This window comes from Thalassospira sp. MIT121401, from assembly GCF_047125595.1.
Lineage (GTDB): Bacteria > Pseudomonadota > Alphaproteobacteria > Rhodospirillales > Thalassospiraceae > Thalassospira > Thalassospira povalilytica.
The window spans coordinates 964,926-984,724 of sequence record NZ_CP138926.1 but is presented as its reverse complement, the minus strand read 5'-3'; the positions used below and the strand labels follow the sequence as shown (position 1 = coordinate 984,724).

Here is a 19,799-nt window from a genome sequence, read left to right as displayed (position 1 = left end):
CCCTGTCATTTGGCGGCTTTGTGCCGTATCAAGGTTGCGAAGGGCATCAAAAAATCAGTAAAGAAGTTATCGTTAACGTCAACCTCTTTACGTAAATTGACAACCTGCGTAGCACCCCCTATTGTGCATCGCGGGGAAAACAGTAACATGCGGGCCGCAGCAAACTGCCTCGGCAGGGAGCAGAAAGCCCATAGTTTCGACAACAAAAACGAACAGGTCTGTCATGAAGGTTCTTGTCGCCGTTAAGCGCGTTGTGGATTACAACGTCAAGATCCGAGTCAAACAGGACCAGTCTGGCGTTGAATTGAACAACGTCAAAATGTCCATGAACCCGTTTGACGAAATCGCCGTTGAAGAGGCTGTCCGCCTCAAGGAAGCAGGTACCGCGACCGAAGTGGTTGCCGTATCGCTCGGCGTTAAACAGTGCCAGGAGACCCTGCGCACCGCCCTTGCCATGGGTGCCGATCGCGGCATTCTGGTCGAAACCGAGGATGAGCTGCAACCGCTTGCCGTTGCAAAACTCCTGAAAGAAGTCGTCGCCAAGGAAAGCCCGGATCTTGTGATCCTCGGCAAGCAGGCGATTGACGATGACGCCAACCAGACTGGCCAGATGCTGGCTGCTTTGCTGGATTGGCCGCAGGGTACTTTCGCATCCAAAGTTGCCGTTGCTGACGGCAAACTTGACGTTACCCGTGAAGTTGATGGCGGACTTGAAACCGTCAAGCTCGACCTTCCGGCAATCGTCACCACCGACCTGCGCCTCAATGAGCCGCGCTATGCGTCGCTGCCAAACATCATGAAAGCCAAGAAAAAACCGCTCGATACCCTGAGCCCGGCCGATCTTGGTGTTGATACCGCGCCGCGCCTGAAAACCCTGAAAGTGACGGAACCACCGGCACGTCAGGCAGGTGTCAAAGTTGCCGACGTCGCAGAGCTTGTCGACAAGCTCCGCAACGAAGCAAAAGTAATCTAAGCGGGGATCAATCAAATGAGCATTCTTGTTATTGCCGAACACGACAATACCGAACTGAAGGGCGGCACGCTTAACACCGTTGCAGCCGCACAGAAGATCGGTGGCGACATTGCCATCCTCGTTGCTGGTGAAAGCTGCCGCGGCGTTGCCGAAGCAGCCGCAAAAGTTGCCGGTGTTTCCAAGGTACTGGTCGCAGACAATGCCGCCTATGGCCACTTCCTGGCTGAAAACATGGCCGGTCTGGTTTGCGAACTTGCCGATGGCTACAGCCACATTCTGGTTCCGGCCTCGACTTCTGGTAAAAACTTCATGCCGCGCGTTGCGGCATTGAAAGACGTCGCACAGATTTCCGACATCACCGATGTTGAAAGCGCCGATACCTTTGTCCGTCCGATCTATGCCGGTAACGCACTGGCAACCGTGCAGTCGGCAGACAGCCTGAAACTGATCACTGTCCGTACCACGGGCTTTGATCCGGTTGCCGCCGAAGGCGGATCTGCTGCCATCGAAGACGTTTCCGTTGTTTCCGATGCCGGCAAGTCCAGCTTCGTTGGTCAGGAACTGACCGAGTCGGAACGTCCGGAACTGACCGCGGCAAGCGTCGTCATTTCCGGCGGTCGCGGCATGGGATCGGCTGAAAACTTCCATCTGATCGAACCGATTGCCGACAAACTGGGCGCAGCCATTGGCGCATCACGCGCTGCGGTTGATGCCGGATATGCTCCGAACGACTGGCAGGTCGGTCAAACCGGCAAAGTTGTTGCACCGCAGCTATACATTGCTGTAGGCATTTCGGGTGCTATTCAGCACCTTGCCGGCATGAAGGACAGCAAGGTCATCGTTGCAATCAACAAGGACGAAGAAGCGCCGATCTTCTCGGTGGCGGATTACGGCCTTGTCGGTGACCTTTTCGAAGCCCTTCCCGCACTGGCGAGTGAACTCGACAAATAATCTGATCCCGATTAGGGTCAAAGCAATGCATACTGTTGTTTTGACCCTAGGGGACGAGTGGGGAACAAATGGCTTCGTTGGAAGATATCAAAACCATTGGCGTAATTGGCGCCGGTCAAATGGGCAATGGCATTGCCCATGTGATCGCACTTGCCGGTTACGACGTCCGAATTCTAGACATCTCGCAGGACGCCCTTGATAAGGCGCTTGGCCTGATGGACAAGAACATGGACCGTCAGGTCAAAAAAGAACTGATTACCGCAGCGCAAAAAGATTCCGCACTTGCGCGGGTCTCAACCGGAACGGAATACAGCTTCCTTTCGGACTGCGATCTGGTGATCGAAGCGGCAACCGAAAATGAAGAGATCAAGAAACAGATCTTCAAGGCGCTTTGCCCGGTTCTTGGCCCCGAAGCCATCATCGCAACCAACACTTCGTCGATCTCGGTGACGCGTCTGGCATCCTATACGGACCGCCCGGCGAAATTCATGGGCATGCACTTCATGAACCCGGTGCCGCTGATGAAGCTGGTGGAACTGATCCGCGGCATTGCCACGGATGAAACCACCTATCGCACCATTCATGAATTGACCAAAAAACTGGGCAAAGACACGGCAAGTGCCGAAGATTTCCCGGCTTTCATCGTCAACCGTATCCTTCTTCCGATGATCAACGAGGCGATCTACACGCTTTATGAAGGTGTGGGGAACGTCGAATCCATCGATACCGCAATGCGTCTGGGTGCAAACCACCCGATGGGTCCGCTGCAACTGGCAGACTTTATCGGTCTGGATACCTGTCTTTCGATCATGCATGTGCTGCATGATGGTCTGGCCGACACCAAGTATCGCCCGTGCCCGCTTCTGGTCAAATATGTCGAAGCAGGCTGGCTTGGCCGCAAGGTTGGCCGCGGTTTCTATGATTACAGCGGTGATGAGCCGGTCCCGACCCGCTAGGGACTGCTTTAAAACATTCGCATTTTCAAATTAAAGCCGCTGTTTTGTTCAGCGGCTTTTTTTGTTGCAATCAGACCGCCAACCATCTGGAATAAGGTCCGTTAAAACCCGCACGGATGGAATGCGGGACAAAATGACAAAAGAAGTCTGGAGGCCGTCCGAAAATGTATCTCGGAATTGATGTCGGCACATCGGCCGTCAAGGCATTGCTGATTGACGAACACTCGGCCACGGTTGCCGAGACAGATATTCCTTTGTCGGTATCAAATCCCCACCCGTTCTGGAGCGAACAGAACCCCGATGACTGGTGGGACGCGACATTGCGCGCGATTGATGCCCTGCACCATCAAAATCCGGGTGCTGTTGCCGCCACCCGCGCAATTGGCCTGTCCGGACAGATGCATGGCGCGACTTTGCTTGATGAAAATGACAAACCGTTGCGCCCGGCAATTCTGTGGAATGACGGCCGTGCAAAGGCCGAGTGTGACAAACTTGATGCCATGCTGCCCGATCTCGGGACAAGGGCCGGTGTCGCGACCATGCCGGGCATGACCGCACCAAAAATGCTTTGGCTGCAAAAGCATGAACCCGATATCTTTGCCAAAGTACGCACCATCCTGCTGCCCAAGGACTATATCCGGTTTTGCCTGTCTGGTGACAAGGTGACGGAAATGTCTGATGCGGCCGGGACCTTGTGGCTTGATGAAGAAAGTCGCAGCTGGAACAGGGCGGCGATCGATGCCTGCGGGCTTTCGATGGACCAAATCCCCGAACTGGTCGAAGGATCGGACATTACCGGAACTTTGCGGGCCGAACTTGTCAAACGCTGGGGCATGAAGGGTGACGTCATCATTGCCGGTGGCGGGGGTGATGCCGCGACCGGCGGCATTGGTGTTGGCGCCGTCAGTCACGGTGACGGGTTCATATCGCTTGGCACATCGTCACAGATTTTTGTCGCATCGGACAAATACCGCCCAAAACCCGAAGAACTTCTGCACAGCTTCACCCATGCCATTCCGGCCCACTGGTTCCAGATGGCCGTTCTGCTGAACGGGGCCAGTTGCCTGCAATGGGCGGCAAAGTTGCTTGGCGAAAGTGATATCGGCGGCTTGCTGAAACGGGTTGAGGCCCAGCATCATAAGCCCGCCGATATTGTCTTTCTGCCCTATCTGAACGGGGAACGGACACCGCATAACAATCCCTATGCGCGCGGGGTGTTTTTTGGCCTGGGCAGTGACACATCGCGCGAAGCCATGGTGCAATCGGTTCTCGAAGGGGTGGCCTTTGCGCTGAGTGACGCACAATCGCGTCTGCATGCCGCCGGGACCCGCTGTGCCCTGCCCGGTGTGATTGGTGGCGGTGCAAGAAGCCGTTACTGGATCCAGTTGATATCCGATATCATGGGCACCCCCCTTGCCCGTTATGAAGGTGCTGCCAAAGGACCGGCATTCGGTGCCGCACGTCTGGCGCGACTGGCCCTGACACAGGAAGCAGTCGAAGATGTATGCCTGAAACCGGTTATCGAAGAAATTATCGAACCGGACACATCACGACACACATCCTATCAGCCGCGCTTTGCAAAGTTCCGCAGGCTTTATAACGCATTGGCCGATGAGTTTACGCCCGATTGAAAATGACCTTCCCGACGCACCAACCGCACATATTTCCAAAGACGCCCGCGATCATGAGTAAATTAATCCCCCGCCTTCTTTAAACCAATGATTTAACACCAACATTAGTACGAGTATTAATTTTCGACCATTTGGATAGTCCATGAGTATTGCAGTTGTCGGAAGCTCGAACATTGATTTCGCAGCACGCGTAGCCAAGCTTCCGAAACCGGGTCAGACCGTCCCGGCAAAGGAATATATCTCGGGCCCCGGGGGCAAGGGATGTAACCAGGCGCTGGCCATCGCACGTCTTGGCGTTTCCCCCGTTTTCATATCAAAGATTGGTGACGATGCACTTGGCCGGCAACTGGTGACCAGCCTTGCCGCCGAAGGCATCGATACCAGCCACCTGATCATTGCCGATGCCGCACAGACGGGGACGGCCCTGATTTCAATTGATGAAGCCGGTGAAAACATGATCACGGTCGTTGGCGGTGCCAACATGACGATGACCCGTGGCGATTTGCATGAAAAACAGGATTATCTGCGCGACTGCGACTATTTGCTCCTGCAACTTGAATGCCCGGTCGTCGCTGTCGATTGCGCGATCAAATATGCGCGTGAAGGCGGGGCAAAAATCATGCTTGATCCCGCCCCCGTACCCGATCATATGGTGATGCGCGATCTTTTGGCGCTGACCGATATCGTCACCCCCAACAGCACCGAATGCCGCGCCATGACGGGCATCGAACCGGTTGATGAAGCCAGCGCAAAGAAGGCCGCAAAGGTCCTTCATGACATGGGCCCCAAAACCGTGATCATTAAAATGGGGCGTCAAGGCGCCTATTATTCAACACCCGACATGTCGGGGTTGGTCGCGTCTTTTACCGTCAGTGCCATTGATACGGTCGGTGCGGGGGATTGCTTTAATGCCGGACTTGCGGTTGCCCTGCATAGCGGGCAAGCCCTTCCTGATGCCGTGCGGTTTGCATGTGCGACCGGCGCACTGGCAACCACCCGCAACGGGGCCGGCGATGCCGCCCCCACCCTTGATCAGGTTCTTGCCTTGCTGGAACCAGGAAGCTGATGACGGCTTGCGGTTCTGAAATCAGGATGTCTGTTCGATCAGATCGCTAAAATAGGAAATGACATCGGGGGCATCCCAGCGCGCGATGCCTTCAAGCTTGCCGCGCACCACACCGTGACCATCAATCACGAAACTGGTCGGAAGACCGCGCGCCCCCATTTTGCGGGCGGTTGCCCCGCGCGGGTCAAGAACCACATCCAGATTGTCGATTCCATTCTTTTCAAAGAATTCCGTAACGGCAGCCGCCCCGCCGCGATCCTGACTAAGGGCAAGAACACGGAACGGCTTTCCATCCATTTCCGCAGCCAGCCGGTCAAGTTCCGGCATTTCCTTGACACAAGGCACACACCAGGTCGCCCACAGATTTACCAGAATAACCTGACCTTTCAGTTGGTTAAGCTGTTTTTCATCGCCATTTTCATCGACAAAGGTAACGCCATCGGGCAAAGAACCATCATCAGACGGCGCCACCATCTTTGAAAGTTCTTGTGGTAATTGCGTATCTGCAAAGGCAGGGGTTGCATAAATGCCCGATATGGCGACAATCACGCCAAGTTTTACGTAACGAAGCAAAGCCTTCACAACACCCACCTTCCAATACTGCGGATCAAGATGACCGATCAAAACGCTACCGACCAGAAAAACGCCAACTCCCTGTGGGGAGGTCGCTTTGAAGCAGGACCGTCTGCCATCATGGAAGAAATCAATGCTTCCATCGGCTTTGACAAGCGCCTTTATGCCCAGGACATCCAGGGTTCCAAAGCCCACTGCGCGATGCTGGTCAAGCAGAACATCATCCCCGCAGAAGATGGCGAAAAGATAACCAATGGTCTAGACCAGATCCTTCAAGAAATCGAGAGCGGTCAGTTCAAGTTTTCGAGCGCACTTGAAGACATTCACATGAATGTCGAAAGCCGCCTGCGGGAACTGATCGGACCGGCGGCCGGTCGCCTGCATACTGCACGTTCGCGTAACGATCAGGTCGCAACCGATTTCAAACTGTGGGTCCGTGATGTTGCCCTTGCCGATCTCGAAGCCGGCCTTAAGGGACTTCAGGAAGCCCTGATTTCACAGGCTGAAACCCATGCTGAAACCATCATGCCGGGCTTCACCCATCTTCAGGCGGCCCAGCCGGTGACTTTTGGCCATCATCTTCTGGCCTATGTTGAAATGTTTGGTCGCGACCGTGGTCGTGTGGCCGATTGCCGGACGCGTGTGAATGAAAACCCGCTGGGGTCCGCGGCCCTTGCCGGGACGCCCTATCCAATTGACCGTCACCTGACGGCAAGTACGCTTGGCTTTGATCGCCCGACGGCGAACTCGCTTGATGCGGTATCGGATCGTGACTTTGCACTGGAATATCTGAACGCGGCATCGATTGCCGCCATGCATCTGTCGCGCCTGGCCGAGGAAATGGTTATCTGGTGTTCGGCACAGTTCCGCTTTATCGGGATGTCCGACAAGTTTTCGACCGGTTCATCCATCATGCCGCAGAAACGCAACCCGGATGCCGCCGAGCTGATCCGGTCGAAAATCGGCCGTATTGTTGGCTGCTATAATTCCCTGATGCTGTCGATGAAGGGGCTTCCGCTGGCCTATTCCAAGGACATGCAGGAAGACAAGGAACCGGTATTCGAGGCCCACGATCATCTGGGTCTGTGCGTTGCTGCCATGACCGGCATGGTTGCCGACATGAAGGTCTATGCCGATAACATGCGCGCAGCTGCCGGTGCCGGGTACACCACCGCAACCGATCTTGCTGACTGGCTTGTTGCCGAACTTGGCATGCCGTTCCGTGACGCCCACCATGTGGTTGGCGCGACCGTGAAACTGGCAGAGTCCAAAGGGTGCGATCTTGATCAGCTTTCCCTTGAAGATCTTCAGGGGATCGAGCCGAAAATCACCAATGCGGTATATGACGTCCTGACTGTCGAAGCATCGGTCGCCGCCCGCCAGAGCTTTGGCGGAACTGCACCGGTTCGCGTCAAGGAATCCGTCAAGGCAGCAAAGGAAAGGTTTCTGAAATGACCCCCGCCTTGCTTAAACGCGGCACCGTGATCACACTGGCAATCATGCTTGGTCTTTCGGTGGCGGCTTGCGGCAAAAAAGGCCCGCTCGAACCGCCAACCGATAAAGGTTATGAATATCCAAGGGACTACCCGGCGCAATGAACCACTTTGAATATATTAATGGCGTGCTTCACGCCGAAGGTGTCTCGATCCCGGAAATGGCAGAAAAAGTCGGCACGCCGTTTTTCTGTTATTCGACCGCGACGCTTGAACGCCACTACAATGTCTATGCCGATGCGTTCGAGGGGCTTGATGCCACCGTCTGCTTTGCGGTCAAGGCGAACTCGAACCAGGCGGTTCTCAAGACCCTCGCCAATCTTGGCGCTGGTGCTGATGTCGTCTCGGTTGGCGAGATGCGCCGTGCGCTGCGCGCCGGTATTGATCCCGCCAAGATCATCTTTTCGGGTGTGGGCAAAGCCGACGCCGAAATGCGCGAAGCCCTTGAAGCCGGTATCGCGCAGATCAATGTCGAAAGCATCCCGGAACTGGTCGAACTTAACCGTGTTGCCATCGACATGGGAACAAAGGCACGCATTGCATTGCGCATCAACCCGCATGTCGATGCCAAAACCCACGAAAAGATCGCAACCGGCAAGGCCGAAAACAAGTTTGGCATCGACTGGACCCGTGCGATTGAAGTGTACCGGGATGCTGCGGCCATGGACGGTATCGAGGTTACCGGCATTGCCATGCATATCGGATCCCAGTTGACCGACCTGACCCCCTTCCGCGAGGCATTTACCCGCCTTGCCGATCTGGTCGAACAGCTTCGTTCCGAAGGCATTGAAATCCGCAATCTTGATCTTGGTGGCGGTCTTGGCATTGCCTATCAGGGTGAAACACCGCCGCTTCCAGATGCTTATGGGCAGATGGTGCGCGAAACGGTCGGTCATCTTGGTTGCCACATCACCCTTGAACCGGGCCGCCTGATTGCCGGCAATGCCGGGATCATGGTGTCACGCGTCATGTATATCAAAGACGGCGAAGCAAAACGCTTTGTCATCCTTGATGCCGCAATGAATGACCTGATCCGTCCGACGCTTTACAGCGCCTACCACGAAATCATCCCGGTTGATGAACAGGGCGAAGATGACGTGCAGGCGACCGTGGATGTCGTTGGTCCGGTTTGCGAAACCGGTGACACCTTTGGCAAGGATCGCAAACTTCCTGATGACCTGAAGGCCGGTGATCTGGTTGCGGTCATGTCGGCTGGTGCCTATGGCGCGGTGATGTCATCGACCTATAACACCCGTGCATTGACGCCGGAAGTTCTGGTCAAGGGCAACAATTTTGCGATTGTCCGCCCGCGTCAGGAAATCGATCAGCTGATCAATATGGATCAGATTCCGGCCTGGCTTGGAAACTCATAAGCCATAAGACCGGTCCTGAAACACATCCGGGTGGTCCGTTGATTGCGGACCACCCTTTTTATTTCTGCCACACCTTCGGGAATAGCTTGACCCGTCCTGCCAAAACCCCAAGTTTTAAAGGGTAGCATTGCGATTAATCTCGCAACTTTTGGCAATCAGGGACGACCGGTCGCATGTCGTTGATACCACCCTATCCCGGAATGGAACGCCATGTGCGCAGAACGCGCATGGTCATGATATGGGAAGCGGCCTGGCCCTGTCTGATCCCGTCATTATCGATTGTGCTTCTGACCGGTGGATTGACGCTTACCGGGACGTTCGAGTTTTTGCCGGCCACCGGTCATATCATGTTGCTGTCGATTTTGTCGGTCGTCACCATGATTGCCGCAGTCGCCCCGTGGCGGAATTTCCGCTGGCCAACAAGACGCGATATCCTGCACCGGCTTGAAATCGAAAACGGGCTTTCAAACAACCCGTTGCAAAGTCTTGAAGATCATATTGATGAAACAGATGATCCGCTGACCAGTTTCCTGTGGCAACGCCAGTTGGGTCTGCATGAAAGGACGCTGGGGCAGCTTCGCCTGCCGCGGCCGATCCCGGCACTGACCCGCATTGACCGTTTCGGGCTGACCGCCATTCCCGTTTTATTGATCTTTGTCGGGCTGCTTGCCGGTCACGACCATATATCCGAACGGTTTTCAAAGGCGTTCAGCCCCTTGCAACGCCTTGGTGCCGCGGACTTTAGTGCGACACTCTGGGTCACCCCGCCGGCCTATACCGGACAGGTGCCACGCGTATTGCGATTTAATGCAGTTTCATCTGACGGCGGGACGACTTCATCTTCAAGTGATACGGACACCACCCCAACGACCGAAAGCAAGGTCATTGCGGTCAAGGTCCCGGTTGGATCAACACTTGATGGCAGCATTTCCAGCATCTGGCAGCCAACCCTGACCGCGCCGGACGGGGCACGCGACTTCACCGAAAGCAGTGAAAACAGCTATGTTCTGTCAACAGCAATCGAACAATCCGGTGAGTGGCGCATATCTGTCTGGGGCAATGACCGGCTGACCCTGAATATCGAACTGGTGCCGGACAAGGCACCAAACCTTTCCTTTGTCAGTTCACCCGCCATTACCCGGCGCGACCATGTCCGGCTGGATTATACGGCCAATGATGATTATGGCTTGGCGAAGCTTGATCTTGTAATCACGCCCGCCCCCGATGACGGGTCATATGACCAGTATGGCCCGATTGAAAAGATCGTGATTGATGTTCGCGGCGAAGGCATCAGCCAAACAGCCATGCCCACCCGTATTGAAGGACCACGTTTCATCGATCTTGTTGCACATCCCTGGGCGGGATTGCCGGTCAATATCCAGCTGGTGTCGCAAGACAATGCCGGTCAAACCGGACAAAGCGACATCAGGTCCTTGATGTTGCCCGAACGCGAATTCACCCATCCGGTTGCGCAAAAGCTGATTGCCATCCGACGCGGGCTATTACGTTATCCCGAGCGCGCACTTGAAATGCACCAGGCGATCTTGCCAATCCTTTATGCCCCACAGGCCTTCAATGGGCATATCGGAGTGTTTCTTGCATTGTCGGTTGCCGAAAACCGGCTGGCGGCAAATCTGCATGACCGTGCTGTTCATCAGGATGTCGCGGGCCTTCTTTGGCACATTGCAGAAGAGGTCGAGCGGGGCAGTTACGGCATTGCCGAACGCAACCTGATGGAGGCCGAGGAACGGCTGCTTGAAGCGTTACAAAACCCCGATATCACCGAAACCGAGATTGCCCGCCTGATCGAGGAATACCGTCAGGCGCTGAACGAATATCTGGCCGCATTGACCCGCGAAAGTCCCCAGATGGGCGAAGATCAGCCCGAAGCATCTGCCACCCTCGAACAGCAGGATCTTTCGCGTATCATTGATCAGATTGATGCCCTGATGCGGGCCGGTGCGCGTGATCAGGCACGCCAACTGATTGATCGCCTGCGCGAACTGGTCGAAAACATGCAGGTCACCACTGGCGAAGGCGGCATGGACATCACGTCCACCCTGCGCGAAATGCTTGATGGGATGCGTGATCTGGCGCGCCGCCAACAGGACCTTATGAACCAGGGCGACAATTCATCAGCCCAATCTGGCCCGGTTCCACGTGCCAATCAGCAACAGGGTCTTGCCGATGATGCCACCGACATCATGAACAGTCCGGGTATCAACCAGTTTGGTGATGTCAGCGGCATGAATACGGTCATTGATGCCATGCGCGGGGCTGCAGATGCGCTTGGACATAACCGCTCACACGAGGCATTGCAGTTCCAAAGACAGGCGATGGAAGCCTTGCAACAGGGCATTGGCGAGATCAGCCGTGCACTTGAAGGTCTGAGCCAGATGGCCCCGATGCTCGAAGATTTGGAAGGAACCGGCCGCCGGGACCCGTTGGGCCGCCCGGTCGGTGGCGATGGCACCACCATCATTCCCGATGTGAATACCCTGGAACGGGCATGGCGCATCCTTCAGGAATTGCGCCGCCGGTCCGGTGATCCCGATCGCCCGCAAATCGAACAGGAATATATCGACAGATTGCTGAAACGGTTCTGAGCGTTACCGCCCGCCAACAAGAACCAAGGACCCCAGACACAAAAAAGGCAGCGTATGACAACGCTGCCTTTTGATTTGATCGATCGGGTTCCTTACGGCTCGACCGCTTCGCGCGGATCAAGGAAGGTAACCTGCAACCGGGTTGCCGTCGGGTTTGGACGACGGATTTTGGTTTCAACCGTCAGGCTCTCGCCAACCGGCAACATTTGCTGTTCCATCGGCATTTCAGCACCGGCGGGTACTTTGGATTCGTCATAGATCAGCGGAACCTTTTTGCGCTGGACCACACGATCAAGCGGATCAAGCAGCTCGATCAGAAGATAGGGCAGTACGCGCGGTTCTTCGCTGATATTGACGATCTCGGCACGGACGACCAGAACATCAACACCGTCTTCATCTTCACGGGTCGGCGGCAATTCCCGGATATCAAGGCCTTCGCCAACATGGGGCACATCAAGTCCGATCATGTCATAGACCTTGGCAACCGGTGGCCACAGATTGATTAGGTAATCCTTGGCAAAATAGCCACCCGCACCAATGCCGCCAATCAGCAGCAGGAAGATGATCCAGCCAACGATACCCTTTTTCTTTTTGGGTTCGGGCTTGGGATTATTGCGAATCAGCTGCTGGGGAATGGGCGGCGGATCAGGGATCTTGTCCGCTTCTTCAAATCCGGGATCAACTTGTCCCCCACCCATCTGGTCGGCATTGAAGTCCGCACCAAGCGAGCCTTCCTGATTGAAGGGTGGCGGAAGATCATTTTCCGGTGCTGCGGGCTGTGGCGCAGGCTTCTTTGCCCCCGGCGGGTCCTGATGCCAGCTATTGCCGCAGCTTTTACAGCGCACGGTTCGGCCTTTTGGACCGATTGCTTCTGTTTTAACTGAGTATTTCTTTGAACACTCTGGGCAAGTAATGATCATTGCAAACCTGGCATTTCGATGACAGCGGCATCAAACATCGGGGACAACAAAGCATGCACGACTGACGATCCCCCAATCACGTCAGCAGTGAATTACACTATATGTAAATAGCCGCGATTTAACAGACTGTTAAGTACAGATAACAGAAGCTGCCCGGATTTGGGTGTCTAATCGTTGCCTAATTGCTGCGAACATGGCATCCGAAAGCATACGAAATCCGGGTAAACCGATTTGGTCATTTCCGATATTGTCATGGCAAACGTGAATTCCAACCGTGCCAGACCATAGAGAAACCCTTGATCATTTGCCCCGGCACACGCCAATGTAGACCGTCATTCTGCCAGATGGAGCACCGATTTTGACCGAAGTTGTCAGTTTCAGGAATGTCGGGGTCCGATACGAATCCGGGCCGGAAATTTTGCGCGACCTGAATTTTTCTTTGGGTCGTGGCAGTTTCCATTTCCTGACCGGGGCTTCCGGGGCGGGCAAATCGACGCTGATGCGACTTTTATATCTGGCGTTGCGTCAAACCCGTGGCGAAATCAATATTTTCGGTCGCGACAATATCCGCATCCCGCGCGAAGAACTGCCTGCGATTCGCCGAAAAATCGGCGTCGTTTTTCAGGACTTCCGGCTAATCAATCACCTGACGACCTTTGAAAACGTTGCCTTGCCGTTAAGGGTCGCCGGGGTTGAGGATCTGCAAATCCGCAAAAACGTGACCGAACTTCTCGAATGGGTCGGTTTGGGCGATCATATCAATGCCCAACCATCGCGTCTTTCGGGTGGTCAACAACAGCGTGTCGCCATCGCTCGCGCCGTGATCGGCCGTCCAGCCCTGTTGCTGGCCGATGAGCCGACCGGGAACGTCGACGACCGAATCGCCATGCGGTTGCTATATCTGTTTGAAGAACTGAACAAACTGGGCACCACTGTTCTGATCGCCACCCATAACCGGCAACTGGTCAGGCGATTTGGCCATACGCAGTGGCTTCTCGAAGGTGGCACCCTTCACGATGTCACCCACAGCGGCTGACGATCTGAACGACAAGATCAAACCGATCAACAGGACCAAACGACGATCATGGCATTTCGTGCACATCCATCGCATCTACCGCTTGAAAGCGATTCATCCTCGCGCTTTTTGCCGAGCATCGTCGCCCTGATGGTTGCCTTGCTGACTTTTTCGATTGTTGGCCTGGCAGCCCTGCATGACAGCGTTGGTCAATGGTCTGGCCAGATCGAAGGCAGCCTGTCCATTCAGGTCCCGCCAACCGAACTTGCCAACCGCTCACCTGATGAACGTGAACAGGCGCTGCAAAATACCGTTGATGCAATTATTGATGATGTTTCCGACATGCCCGGCATCGCCCGGATCGAGGAACTCAGCCCTGATACGATGGCGGCCTTGCTTGAGCCGTGGCTTGGCCCGGATGAAGTTGTCAGCGAACTTCCCATCCCGCGCATTATCGAAATCACCCCCGAAACCGGGTTCAATTACGACGCGCTTGAAAGCCGCCTTGGCGTCATTGCGCCCGAGGCGGTTCTTGATGATCATCGCATCTGGATCGAACGCATTGCCGATGTCGCCTTCTCGGTCGAACTTGCCTTGTCGCTGCTGATTGTTGTGCTGTTCGGGGCCACCATGCTTTCGGTGGTTTTTGCAACCCGTTCGGGCCTTTCGATCCATCACCGGATCATTGAATTGCTGCATCTGATCGGGGCGCAGGATGGCTATATCGCCAAACAGTTCGGACGCCATAACCAGCGACTGGCGTTTTTCGGGGCCTTGATCGGCCTTCTGATTGCCCTTCCTGTATCGGCCCTGATTGCCTGGCTTGGTCTGCGGGCTGGCTGGCCGATACCATCACTTGTCCTTAGCCCGACTTTCATTGCGCTGATTGTGGCCATTCCCTTTATCGTTGCGATGGTGGCCGGGATCACAGCAACACGCACGGTTCTTCGTGTATTGCACCGAATGTTGTAACCCGCCGCCCGGCTCCGTATAGTCCGTTTGTAGAGCTGCTTCCCTTTTGGGATCATGGCCTTGGCCACCTCAGGAGACCCGAACACATGCCCGCGCACTGCTATCCAGGCTCGCATTCATGAATAAGCCACCGCTCAGCGTGCAGCACCGTCGCCGGTTCCGCCGGTTTCGTTTTCTGCTTTCAATGTTGATTGTATGTGCACTGGTGTGGGCTGCCGGGTTTGTCTGGTATGTCAGTTCGATCCCGGTTTCCGTCGAAAATACCGATCAGCATACCGATGCCATTGTTGTTCTGACCGGGGGCAGTGAACGCCTTTCGGAAGGGCGTCGTTTGCTGACCCGTGGCATGGCCGACAAGCTTTTCATTTCCGGTGTGTATCGCGGTGTTGAAGTTGATGAACTTCTGTCGGTCGGAAAGTCGGACCCGCGACTGATATCCTGTTGTGTGGTTCTGGGGCATGTCGCCGAAAACACGCGCGGCAACGCACTGGAAACAGCGGTCTGGGTCTATGAGGAAGGGTATAAAAGCCTTCGCATTGTGACCGCGAACTATCACATGCCGCGATCGATGCTTGAATTCAAAAGTCTGATGCCCGATGTCGAGATCATCCCGCACCCGGTCTTTCCCGATAATGTCAAAATCGATAACTGGTGGCGGTTCCCGGGAAGCACGGCGCTGATTGCCAGTGAATTCAACAAATATATGTTTGCCAGCCTGCGCAATACGCTGTTGCAATGGTTGCCCGATGGCAATCATCCGGGCTTGCGCGGTCCCGGTGATGCATCCCCCGCCCCACAGGATTATTCCGCATCGAATGCAACAGGCAAAGGCAGTTGAACAATCGGCATTTTCCGATTGCAATATAGCTGTTACAAAGCAGTAAATATCAAGATCATGTAAGTGGGTTTAGACCCAAGGCGTATGAAGGACTTTTCTGTATGAGAACCCTCCGCGCGTTACTGTTTAACGTGTTGTTTTTCGGTGGAACGGCGATTTTGTGCCTCAGCCTGATCCCGTTAATGTTGTTTGGGCGCAAGGCCAACCAGTTTGTCGGTCATGCCTGGTGTCGGCTGGTGCAGTTCATGCTGCGCTATTCGGTTGGCATGCGCAAACGCATTACCGGACTGGAAAACCTGCCGGATGGTCCCTGTATTCTGGTGGCAAAGCATCAATCAGCGTGGGAAACCCTGACCTTCCATACCGTGGTTACCGATCCGGCCTATATCCTGAAAAAGGAACTGACGAAAATTCCGGTTTTTGGACAGTTCCTGACACTTTCAGGGCAAATTGCCGTTGACCGTTCGGCAGGTGGATCTGCCCTTAAGGACATGATCAAAGGTGCCGCCGAAGCACTGGCAGAAAACCGCCAGGTGGTGATTTTCCCGGAAGGGACGCGAACACCGCCGGGTTCCGACCGCCCGTACCATCCGGGTATCTATGCGCTGTATAAGGCGTTCCCGCAATATAAGGTGATACCTGTTGCGTTGAATTCCGGCATGTTCTGGGGGCGTCACAGCTTCATGAAATATGGCGGCAAGGTCACGATGGAATTCATGAAGCCGATCGAACCCGATCTTGATCGCAAGACCTTTATGAAAGAAATCAAGAACCGCATCGATACCCGTACCCGGGAACTCGAAGCCGAAGCACAGCAGGAATTCAACCTGCCGATGCTGACATCCGATGACATTGCCGCGGGAAAGGCCGATCAGGCGGCTGCCAAACAGCAAGACACCCTTTCGGACAAGGCATCCTGATCCGGTTTGGGCATGGCTGAAATCCACCACAGCCCGCCCAACCGATACAGCCACATCAGATACAGACCCAACAAATAAAAGGCCGGTGATATTCGTCACCGGCCTTTTTGGCTGAACACGGATCGCGATCCGTGCGGTCTATTTTTTGCGGCGCGTCGCCTGCCAGATGCCAAAGGCAATCAGAACAATTCCGCCCAGATGATACATATGCAATTCTTCCCCAAGGAAGATGATCGCAAGCACACTGGCAAAGACCGGCATCAGATACAGGAAGACCCCGGCATTGGCCGGACCAACCACCGAAACGCCCTTGTTCCAGAACAGATACCCAAGGAAGGCCGGCCCCGCACCGATATAGAAAATCTTGAGCATGTCCGGCCATGCCGGATCAAGATGGGTAAAGAACGGTTCCCCATCAATCAGGATCGACCAGATATAAAGCGGCGTCAAAAAGCACAAGCCGACCAGCGCGGAAACGAAGACAAGGCTCAGCGGATGAACACCCTTGGGCGCACGTTTCAGCAGCATGGAATAGGCGGCCCACACCATCGCCGAAATCATCGCAAACACATCGCCCGAAACGAAATCCATCCGCGCAAAGACCGAAAGGTCCCCTTTGGCAATGATGGTAGCCGTTCCGGCACCGGCGACAAGAACACCGACCCATTGCCCAAGCTTGGGCTTGTCAGCACTGAGTACTGCGGCAAACAACAACACCCAGACCGGGGTTGTCGCATTCAAAAGGCCGGTATTGACCGCCGTCGTGTTATAGGCCGCCAGATAAATCACGACCGAAAACAGGAACACGCCGGTAAAGCCGATCAGGAACATCGACATTTTGTGCTGTGCCATCAGCTTGAGGTCGCGGCGCAAATATTTAAAGCAGACCGGGAACAGCATCACGGCTGCCACGACCCAGCGCCAGAATGACAGTGCTTCAAACGGCACAGTCGCATTGACACCGCGCGCCACCACATGGTTCGACCCCCACATCATCGCGCAGGCAATCAGCATCAGATATGCGACCGTCATCGGGGTATGATCACCAGCCGAACCGGTTGTTGCTGTCGCAGAGCCCTGTGTAAGATTATTCCCCTGCGCCATCAGATACCGGCCCCCATATTGATCTCACCATATTCGCGCCGAACCAGATCCATCAGATCATGCAAGGGCGGGTCGACAATGCCCATCTCGTCAAGATGTTGCACAGTATTTTCAAGATATTCCAGATTGGGACCAACATTGCCGTGTGCAGCAACAATGATCTCAACAGCCGTACGCACCGGAAGATTGCCTGCATATTGCTGATGGGTCGGATCGGCGACATAGGTATGCGCAATCACGGTACGACCATCATCAAGTTCGACTTCAACGTCGGCCGGAATATAGGTATTGGTTACAAGTTCCCGTTCATCGAGATACGCCTTGACCGCGTTCCAGTTTTCCGGCGCGATACGAAATGCATTCCCGACACACTCGCCCCCGGCATTCAGGCCAAGAACAAGCCCCGGATTTTCGGGCGTTCCGCGATAATGATGGGAATAGATGCAGAATGACCGGTGATAGCCACGCAACAATGCACGCGACCGTTCGGTAAATTCAAAACCGGGCCGCCACAACAGCGACCCATACCCAAAGACCCATCTTTCTTCGTGCTGAACCAAAATTTCCTCCGGCGACAAGACCTTCCTGCCAGTGCACGCGCCTGTTTACAGCGTCTTGCAAGCATCTGGTCAGCAAGGAAGGTGACCCTAATCATTTTCGACTTGTTTGAAAACAGCCGAGCACAAAAGAAATGGCTTTCTTTGCCGACCCTGAAAGCAGCCCCGAGATACAAACACCCCGACCGGGTCAAATCACCGGTCGGGGTGCCATGTTTGGGCTGAAATCGGGACCAGGTTATCCCAGCTAGCTTTGTGACGCCGCCTTTTGCCGCCCCTGAAGAACCATGCGCACAATCAGGAACCCGGAAAGGCCCAGCATGATTACCGCGATTGGCGATTTCAGAAGGAAGAGCGCATCACCACCACTGGCGGTGAATGCGCCGCGGATCAATTGCTCAAGGGCCGGGGCCAACAAGAACCCGATCACGAATGGCAACGTTGAAACCTGAAGCCGTCTGATCAGATAACCGATGACGGCAAATACCAGTGCCGTACCCAGACCACGATACCCGCCATCCTGAACATAGGCAGCTGTCAGCGAAACCAGCAAGATCAGCGGCATGACGATATCTTTGGGGATGCGGGCCATATGCACCAGGAAGCGCATGACAAACCCGCCAAAGGTCCAGTTGAAGATATTACCCATCACCATCAGCGTGAACAGCCCGAATGCCATGACCAGATCCTTGTTCATGATCATGCCATAGCCGTCAATTTCCTTGATCTCGGTGAATTTGAACACTGATGGACCAAACGAGAAATCGCCAATCGTCTCGACCGCAAGGATCAGAAACACAGCGGCGAAATTCCCCGGAATGCCCAAGCTCATCACCGGAATAAGGTTGGCACCCGATACTGCGGAATTGGCGGCCTCGGTTGCAACCACGCCTTCGGGCGTGCCTTTGCCGAATTCGTCGGGCTTTTTGGAAAGACGCTTGGCCGTGTCATAGGAAAGCGTTGCCGCCGTCGTGGTTCCGATGCCCGGCAGGGCACCGATGACAGTCCCGATGCTTGCCGAACGCAGGATTGCCGGCATCATTCGCAACCGTTCCGCCCATGTGAGCGGCGGCCCCATTTCAGGCGTTTGGGGCAAGCTTTCACGCGCCTTTCGGGCGCGCGACATGTTTTCAACACTGATCAGAACTTCTGAAAGAACCAGAACGCCGAGGACCGCCGACGTCAAAGGCACGCCGGAACCAAGACCATCAAGGCCAAGGGTCAGACGCACACCATTCCCCGAAAGCGTTGTACCAACCAGTGACAGCAGCATCCCCAAAAGCCCGCCAAGCAATCCTTTAAGCGGAGCATTCCCGACAACGGCCGCCATGAAACAAAGCGACAGGATAATCAGGGCCGACTTTTCCGGAAGGTCGAGAACACGTTCAACCGCCACCGCAAATACGGGTGCGGCTACAAACAGCACGATGTCGGAAAAGCTGTCGCCCATGACCGATGCAAAATGGCTGGTCTGGATGGCCTTGCGGGCCTGACCTTTTTGCGCCATCGGATAACCGTCAGCGGTCGTCAGGAACGCATCGGGCGTGCCTGGCGTATTAAACAGGATGGCCGGCACAGCACCGCCAACCGTCGCCCCCTTCATCAGACCGACAAGACAGCCCAAAACCGGCAGCAATGCTTCGTTCGAATAGCCAAAAACAGATGTCAAAACCGGCAAGGCAAGCGCAAGCGCAAATGGCCCGCTCAGCCCCGGAATGGCACCAAAGAAGATCCCCGATATAATTCCGGTCAGAACCATCAGGACCGGCATCAGCCAGAACTGTCCATCGGCATCAAAGAACACCGAATGGATGCCCAGCCCGATATATTGAAACGCCAATTCCATGATCG

18 protein-coding genes are annotated in these 19,799 nt (G+C 55.0%); 13 read left to right on the top strand and 5 right to left on the bottom strand.

Features of this window, described 5'->3' with window-relative positions; translation table 11 throughout:
• Positions 1–223 precede the first annotated feature (223 nt).
• The 5 genes from SIB88_RS04385 (at position 224) to rbsK (ending at position 5,577) form a co-directional block, all read left to right on the top strand.
• On the top strand, positions 224–973 hold the full coding sequence (locus tag SIB88_RS04385; RefSeq protein WP_101245387.1) for an electron transfer flavoprotein subunit beta/FixA family protein: 750 nt from the start codon (positions 224–226) through the stop codon (positions 971–973).
• A 15-nt stretch (positions 974–988) separates the two neighbouring features.
• Positions 989–1,924, top strand: a complete 936-nt coding sequence (locus tag SIB88_RS04380) for an electron transfer flavoprotein subunit alpha/FixB family protein (protein ID WP_412557442.1) — start codon at positions 989–991, stop codon at positions 1,922–1,924.
• Between the two features lie 68 nt (positions 1,925–1,992).
• Positions 1,993–2,880 (top strand): 3-hydroxybutyryl-CoA dehydrogenase, encoded by an 888-nt coding sequence (locus tag SIB88_RS04375; protein ID WP_101245385.1) that lies wholly within the window; start codon positions 1,993–1,995, stop codon positions 2,878–2,880.
• 164 nt (positions 2,881–3,044) lie between these two features.
• Entirely contained in the window at positions 3,045–4,511 is a 1,467-nt protein-coding gene (gene xylB / locus SIB88_RS04370; protein WP_412557441.1) for a xylulokinase, read from the top strand.
• Positions 4,512–4,653: 142 nt separating this feature from the next.
• Positions 4,654–5,577: a ribokinase gene (rbsK, locus tag SIB88_RS04365; RefSeq protein ID WP_412557440.1), complete on the top strand. Its 924-nt coding sequence runs from the start codon at positions 4,654–4,656 to the stop codon at positions 5,575–5,577.
• Positions 5,578–5,598: 21 nt separating this feature from the next.
• Here rbsK and SIB88_RS04360 read toward each other — a convergent pair whose 3' ends face one another.
• Positions 5,599–6,159: a redoxin family protein gene (locus SIB88_RS04360; protein ID WP_412557439.1), complete on the bottom strand. Its 561-nt coding sequence runs from the start codon at positions 6,157–6,159 to the stop codon at positions 5,599–5,601.
• 30 nt (positions 6,160–6,189) lie between these two features.
• Here SIB88_RS04360 and argH point away from each other — a divergent pair, with 30 nt between their 5' ends.
• The 4 genes from argH (at position 6,190) to SIB88_RS04340 (ending at position 11,622) form a co-directional block, all read left to right on the top strand.
• Positions 6,190–7,605, top strand: a complete 1,416-nt coding sequence (argH, locus tag SIB88_RS04355; RefSeq protein WP_101245382.1) for an argininosuccinate lyase — start codon at positions 6,190–6,192, stop codon at positions 7,603–7,605.
• Entirely contained in the window at positions 7,602–7,748 is a 147-nt protein-coding gene (gene lptM, locus SIB88_RS04350) for an LPS translocon maturation chaperone LptM (RefSeq protein WP_170310066.1), read from the top strand. Before argH ends, lptM begins: the two co-directional genes overlap by 4 nt.
• Entirely contained in the window at positions 7,745–9,016 is a 1,272-nt protein-coding gene (lysA, locus tag SIB88_RS04345) for a diaminopimelate decarboxylase (protein WP_101245381.1), read from the top strand. Before lptM ends, lysA begins: the two co-directional genes overlap by 4 nt.
• Before the next feature lie 173 nt (positions 9,017–9,189).
• A complete protein-coding gene (locus SIB88_RS04340) occupies positions 9,190–11,622 on the top strand; it encodes a DUF4175 domain-containing protein (protein ID WP_228194602.1) in 2,433 nt (810 codons plus the stop codon).
• 92 nt (positions 11,623–11,714) lie between these two features.
• Here the strand turns inward: SIB88_RS04340 and SIB88_RS04335 are convergent, their stop codons facing one another.
• Positions 11,715–12,542: a DUF3426 domain-containing protein gene (locus SIB88_RS04335; protein ID WP_101245379.1), complete on the bottom strand. Its 828-nt coding sequence runs from the start codon at positions 12,540–12,542 to the stop codon at positions 11,715–11,717.
• A gap of 358 nt (positions 12,543–12,900) precedes the next feature.
• Here SIB88_RS04335 and ftsE point away from each other — a divergent pair, with 358 nt between their 5' ends.
• From ftsE to SIB88_RS04315, 4 genes are all read left to right on the top strand, one after another.
• Positions 12,901–13,578, top strand: a complete 678-nt coding sequence (ftsE, locus tag SIB88_RS04330; protein WP_101245378.1) for a cell division ATP-binding protein FtsE — start codon at positions 12,901–12,903, stop codon at positions 13,576–13,578.
• Between the two features lie 48 nt (positions 13,579–13,626).
• Positions 13,627–14,529, top strand: coding sequence for a cell division protein FtsX (locus tag SIB88_RS04325; protein ID WP_101245377.1), 903 nt, complete (start codon positions 13,627–13,629; stop codon positions 14,527–14,529).
• A 118-nt stretch (positions 14,530–14,647) separates the two neighbouring features.
• Positions 14,648–15,367: a YdcF family protein gene (locus tag SIB88_RS04320; protein WP_101245376.1), complete on the top strand. Its 720-nt coding sequence runs from the start codon at positions 14,648–14,650 to the stop codon at positions 15,365–15,367.
• Positions 15,368–15,468: 101 nt separating this feature from the next.
• Positions 15,469–16,287 carry a lysophospholipid acyltransferase family protein gene (locus SIB88_RS04315; protein ID WP_412557438.1) on the top strand — a complete coding sequence of 273 codons (819 nt, stop codon included), beginning with the start codon at positions 15,469–15,471 and terminating at the stop codon, positions 16,285–16,287.
• 138 nt (positions 16,288–16,425) lie between these two features.
• Here SIB88_RS04315 and SIB88_RS04310 read toward each other — a convergent pair whose 3' ends face one another.
• The 3 genes from SIB88_RS04310 to SIB88_RS04300 form a co-directional block, all read right to left on the bottom strand.
• A complete protein-coding gene (locus SIB88_RS04310; protein ID WP_101245374.1) occupies positions 16,426–17,391 on the bottom strand; it encodes a DMT family transporter in 966 nt (321 codons plus the stop codon).
• Positions 17,391–17,951 carry a gamma-glutamylcyclotransferase gene (locus tag SIB88_RS04305; protein WP_286887349.1) on the bottom strand — a complete coding sequence of 187 codons (561 nt, stop codon included), beginning with the start codon at positions 17,949–17,951 and terminating at the stop codon, positions 17,391–17,393. Before SIB88_RS04305 ends, SIB88_RS04310 begins: the two co-directional genes overlap by 1 nt.
• Before the next feature lie 244 nt (positions 17,952–18,195).
• Complete coding sequence (locus tag SIB88_RS04300) at positions 18,196–19,794, bottom strand: tripartite tricarboxylate transporter permease (protein WP_412557437.1); 1,599 nt, start codon at positions 19,792–19,794, stop codon at positions 18,196–18,198.
• Between the last annotated feature and the right edge of the window lie 5 nt (positions 19,795–19,799).

What these genes read in the sequence shown, in the direction of transcription:
- SIB88_RS04300 (WP_412557437.1), bottom strand. Translation starts at nt 19,794, where the DNA reads ATGGAATTGGCGTTTCAATATATCGGGCTGGGCATCCATTCGGTGTTC.
- SIB88_RS04315 (WP_412557438.1), top strand. Translation starts at nt 15,469, where the DNA reads ATGAGAACCCTCCGCGCGTTACTGTTTAACGTGTTGTTTTTCGGTGGA.
- SIB88_RS04385 (WP_101245387.1), top strand. Translation starts at nt 224, where the DNA reads ATGAAGGTTCTTGTCGCCGTTAAGCGCGTTGTGGATTACAACGTCAAG.
- argH (WP_101245382.1), top strand. Translation starts at nt 6,190, where the DNA reads ATGACCGATCAAAACGCTACCGACCAGAAAAACGCCAACTCCCTGTGG.
- SIB88_RS04340 (WP_228194602.1), top strand. Translation starts at nt 9,190, where the DNA reads ATGTCGTTGATACCACCCTATCCCGGAATGGAACGCCATGTGCGCAGA.
- xylB (WP_412557441.1), top strand. Translation starts at nt 3,045, where the DNA reads ATGTATCTCGGAATTGATGTCGGCACATCGGCCGTCAAGGCATTGCTG.
- SIB88_RS04375 (WP_101245385.1), top strand. Translation starts at nt 1,993, where the DNA reads ATGGCTTCGTTGGAAGATATCAAAACCATTGGCGTAATTGGCGCCGGT.
- SIB88_RS04325 (WP_101245377.1), top strand. Translation starts at nt 13,627, where the DNA reads ATGGCATTTCGTGCACATCCATCGCATCTACCGCTTGAAAGCGATTCA.
- lptM (WP_170310066.1), top strand. Translation starts at nt 7,602, where the DNA reads ATGACCCCCGCCTTGCTTAAACGCGGCACCGTGATCACACTGGCAATC.
- lysA (WP_101245381.1), top strand. Translation starts at nt 7,745, where the DNA reads ATGAACCACTTTGAATATATTAATGGCGTGCTTCACGCCGAAGGTGTC.
- SIB88_RS04335 (WP_101245379.1), bottom strand. Translation starts at nt 12,542, where the DNA reads ATGATCATTACTTGCCCAGAGTGTTCAAAGAAATACTCAGTTAAAACA.
- SIB88_RS04380 (WP_412557442.1), top strand. Translation starts at nt 989, where the DNA reads ATGAGCATTCTTGTTATTGCCGAACACGACAATACCGAACTGAAGGGC.
- SIB88_RS04320 (WP_101245376.1), top strand. Translation starts at nt 14,648, where the DNA reads ATGAATAAGCCACCGCTCAGCGTGCAGCACCGTCGCCGGTTCCGCCGG.
- rbsK (WP_412557440.1), top strand. Translation starts at nt 4,654, where the DNA reads ATGAGTATTGCAGTTGTCGGAAGCTCGAACATTGATTTCGCAGCACGC.
- SIB88_RS04310 (WP_101245374.1), bottom strand. Translation starts at nt 17,391, where the DNA reads ATGGCGCAGGGGAATAATCTTACACAGGGCTCTGCGACAGCAACAACC.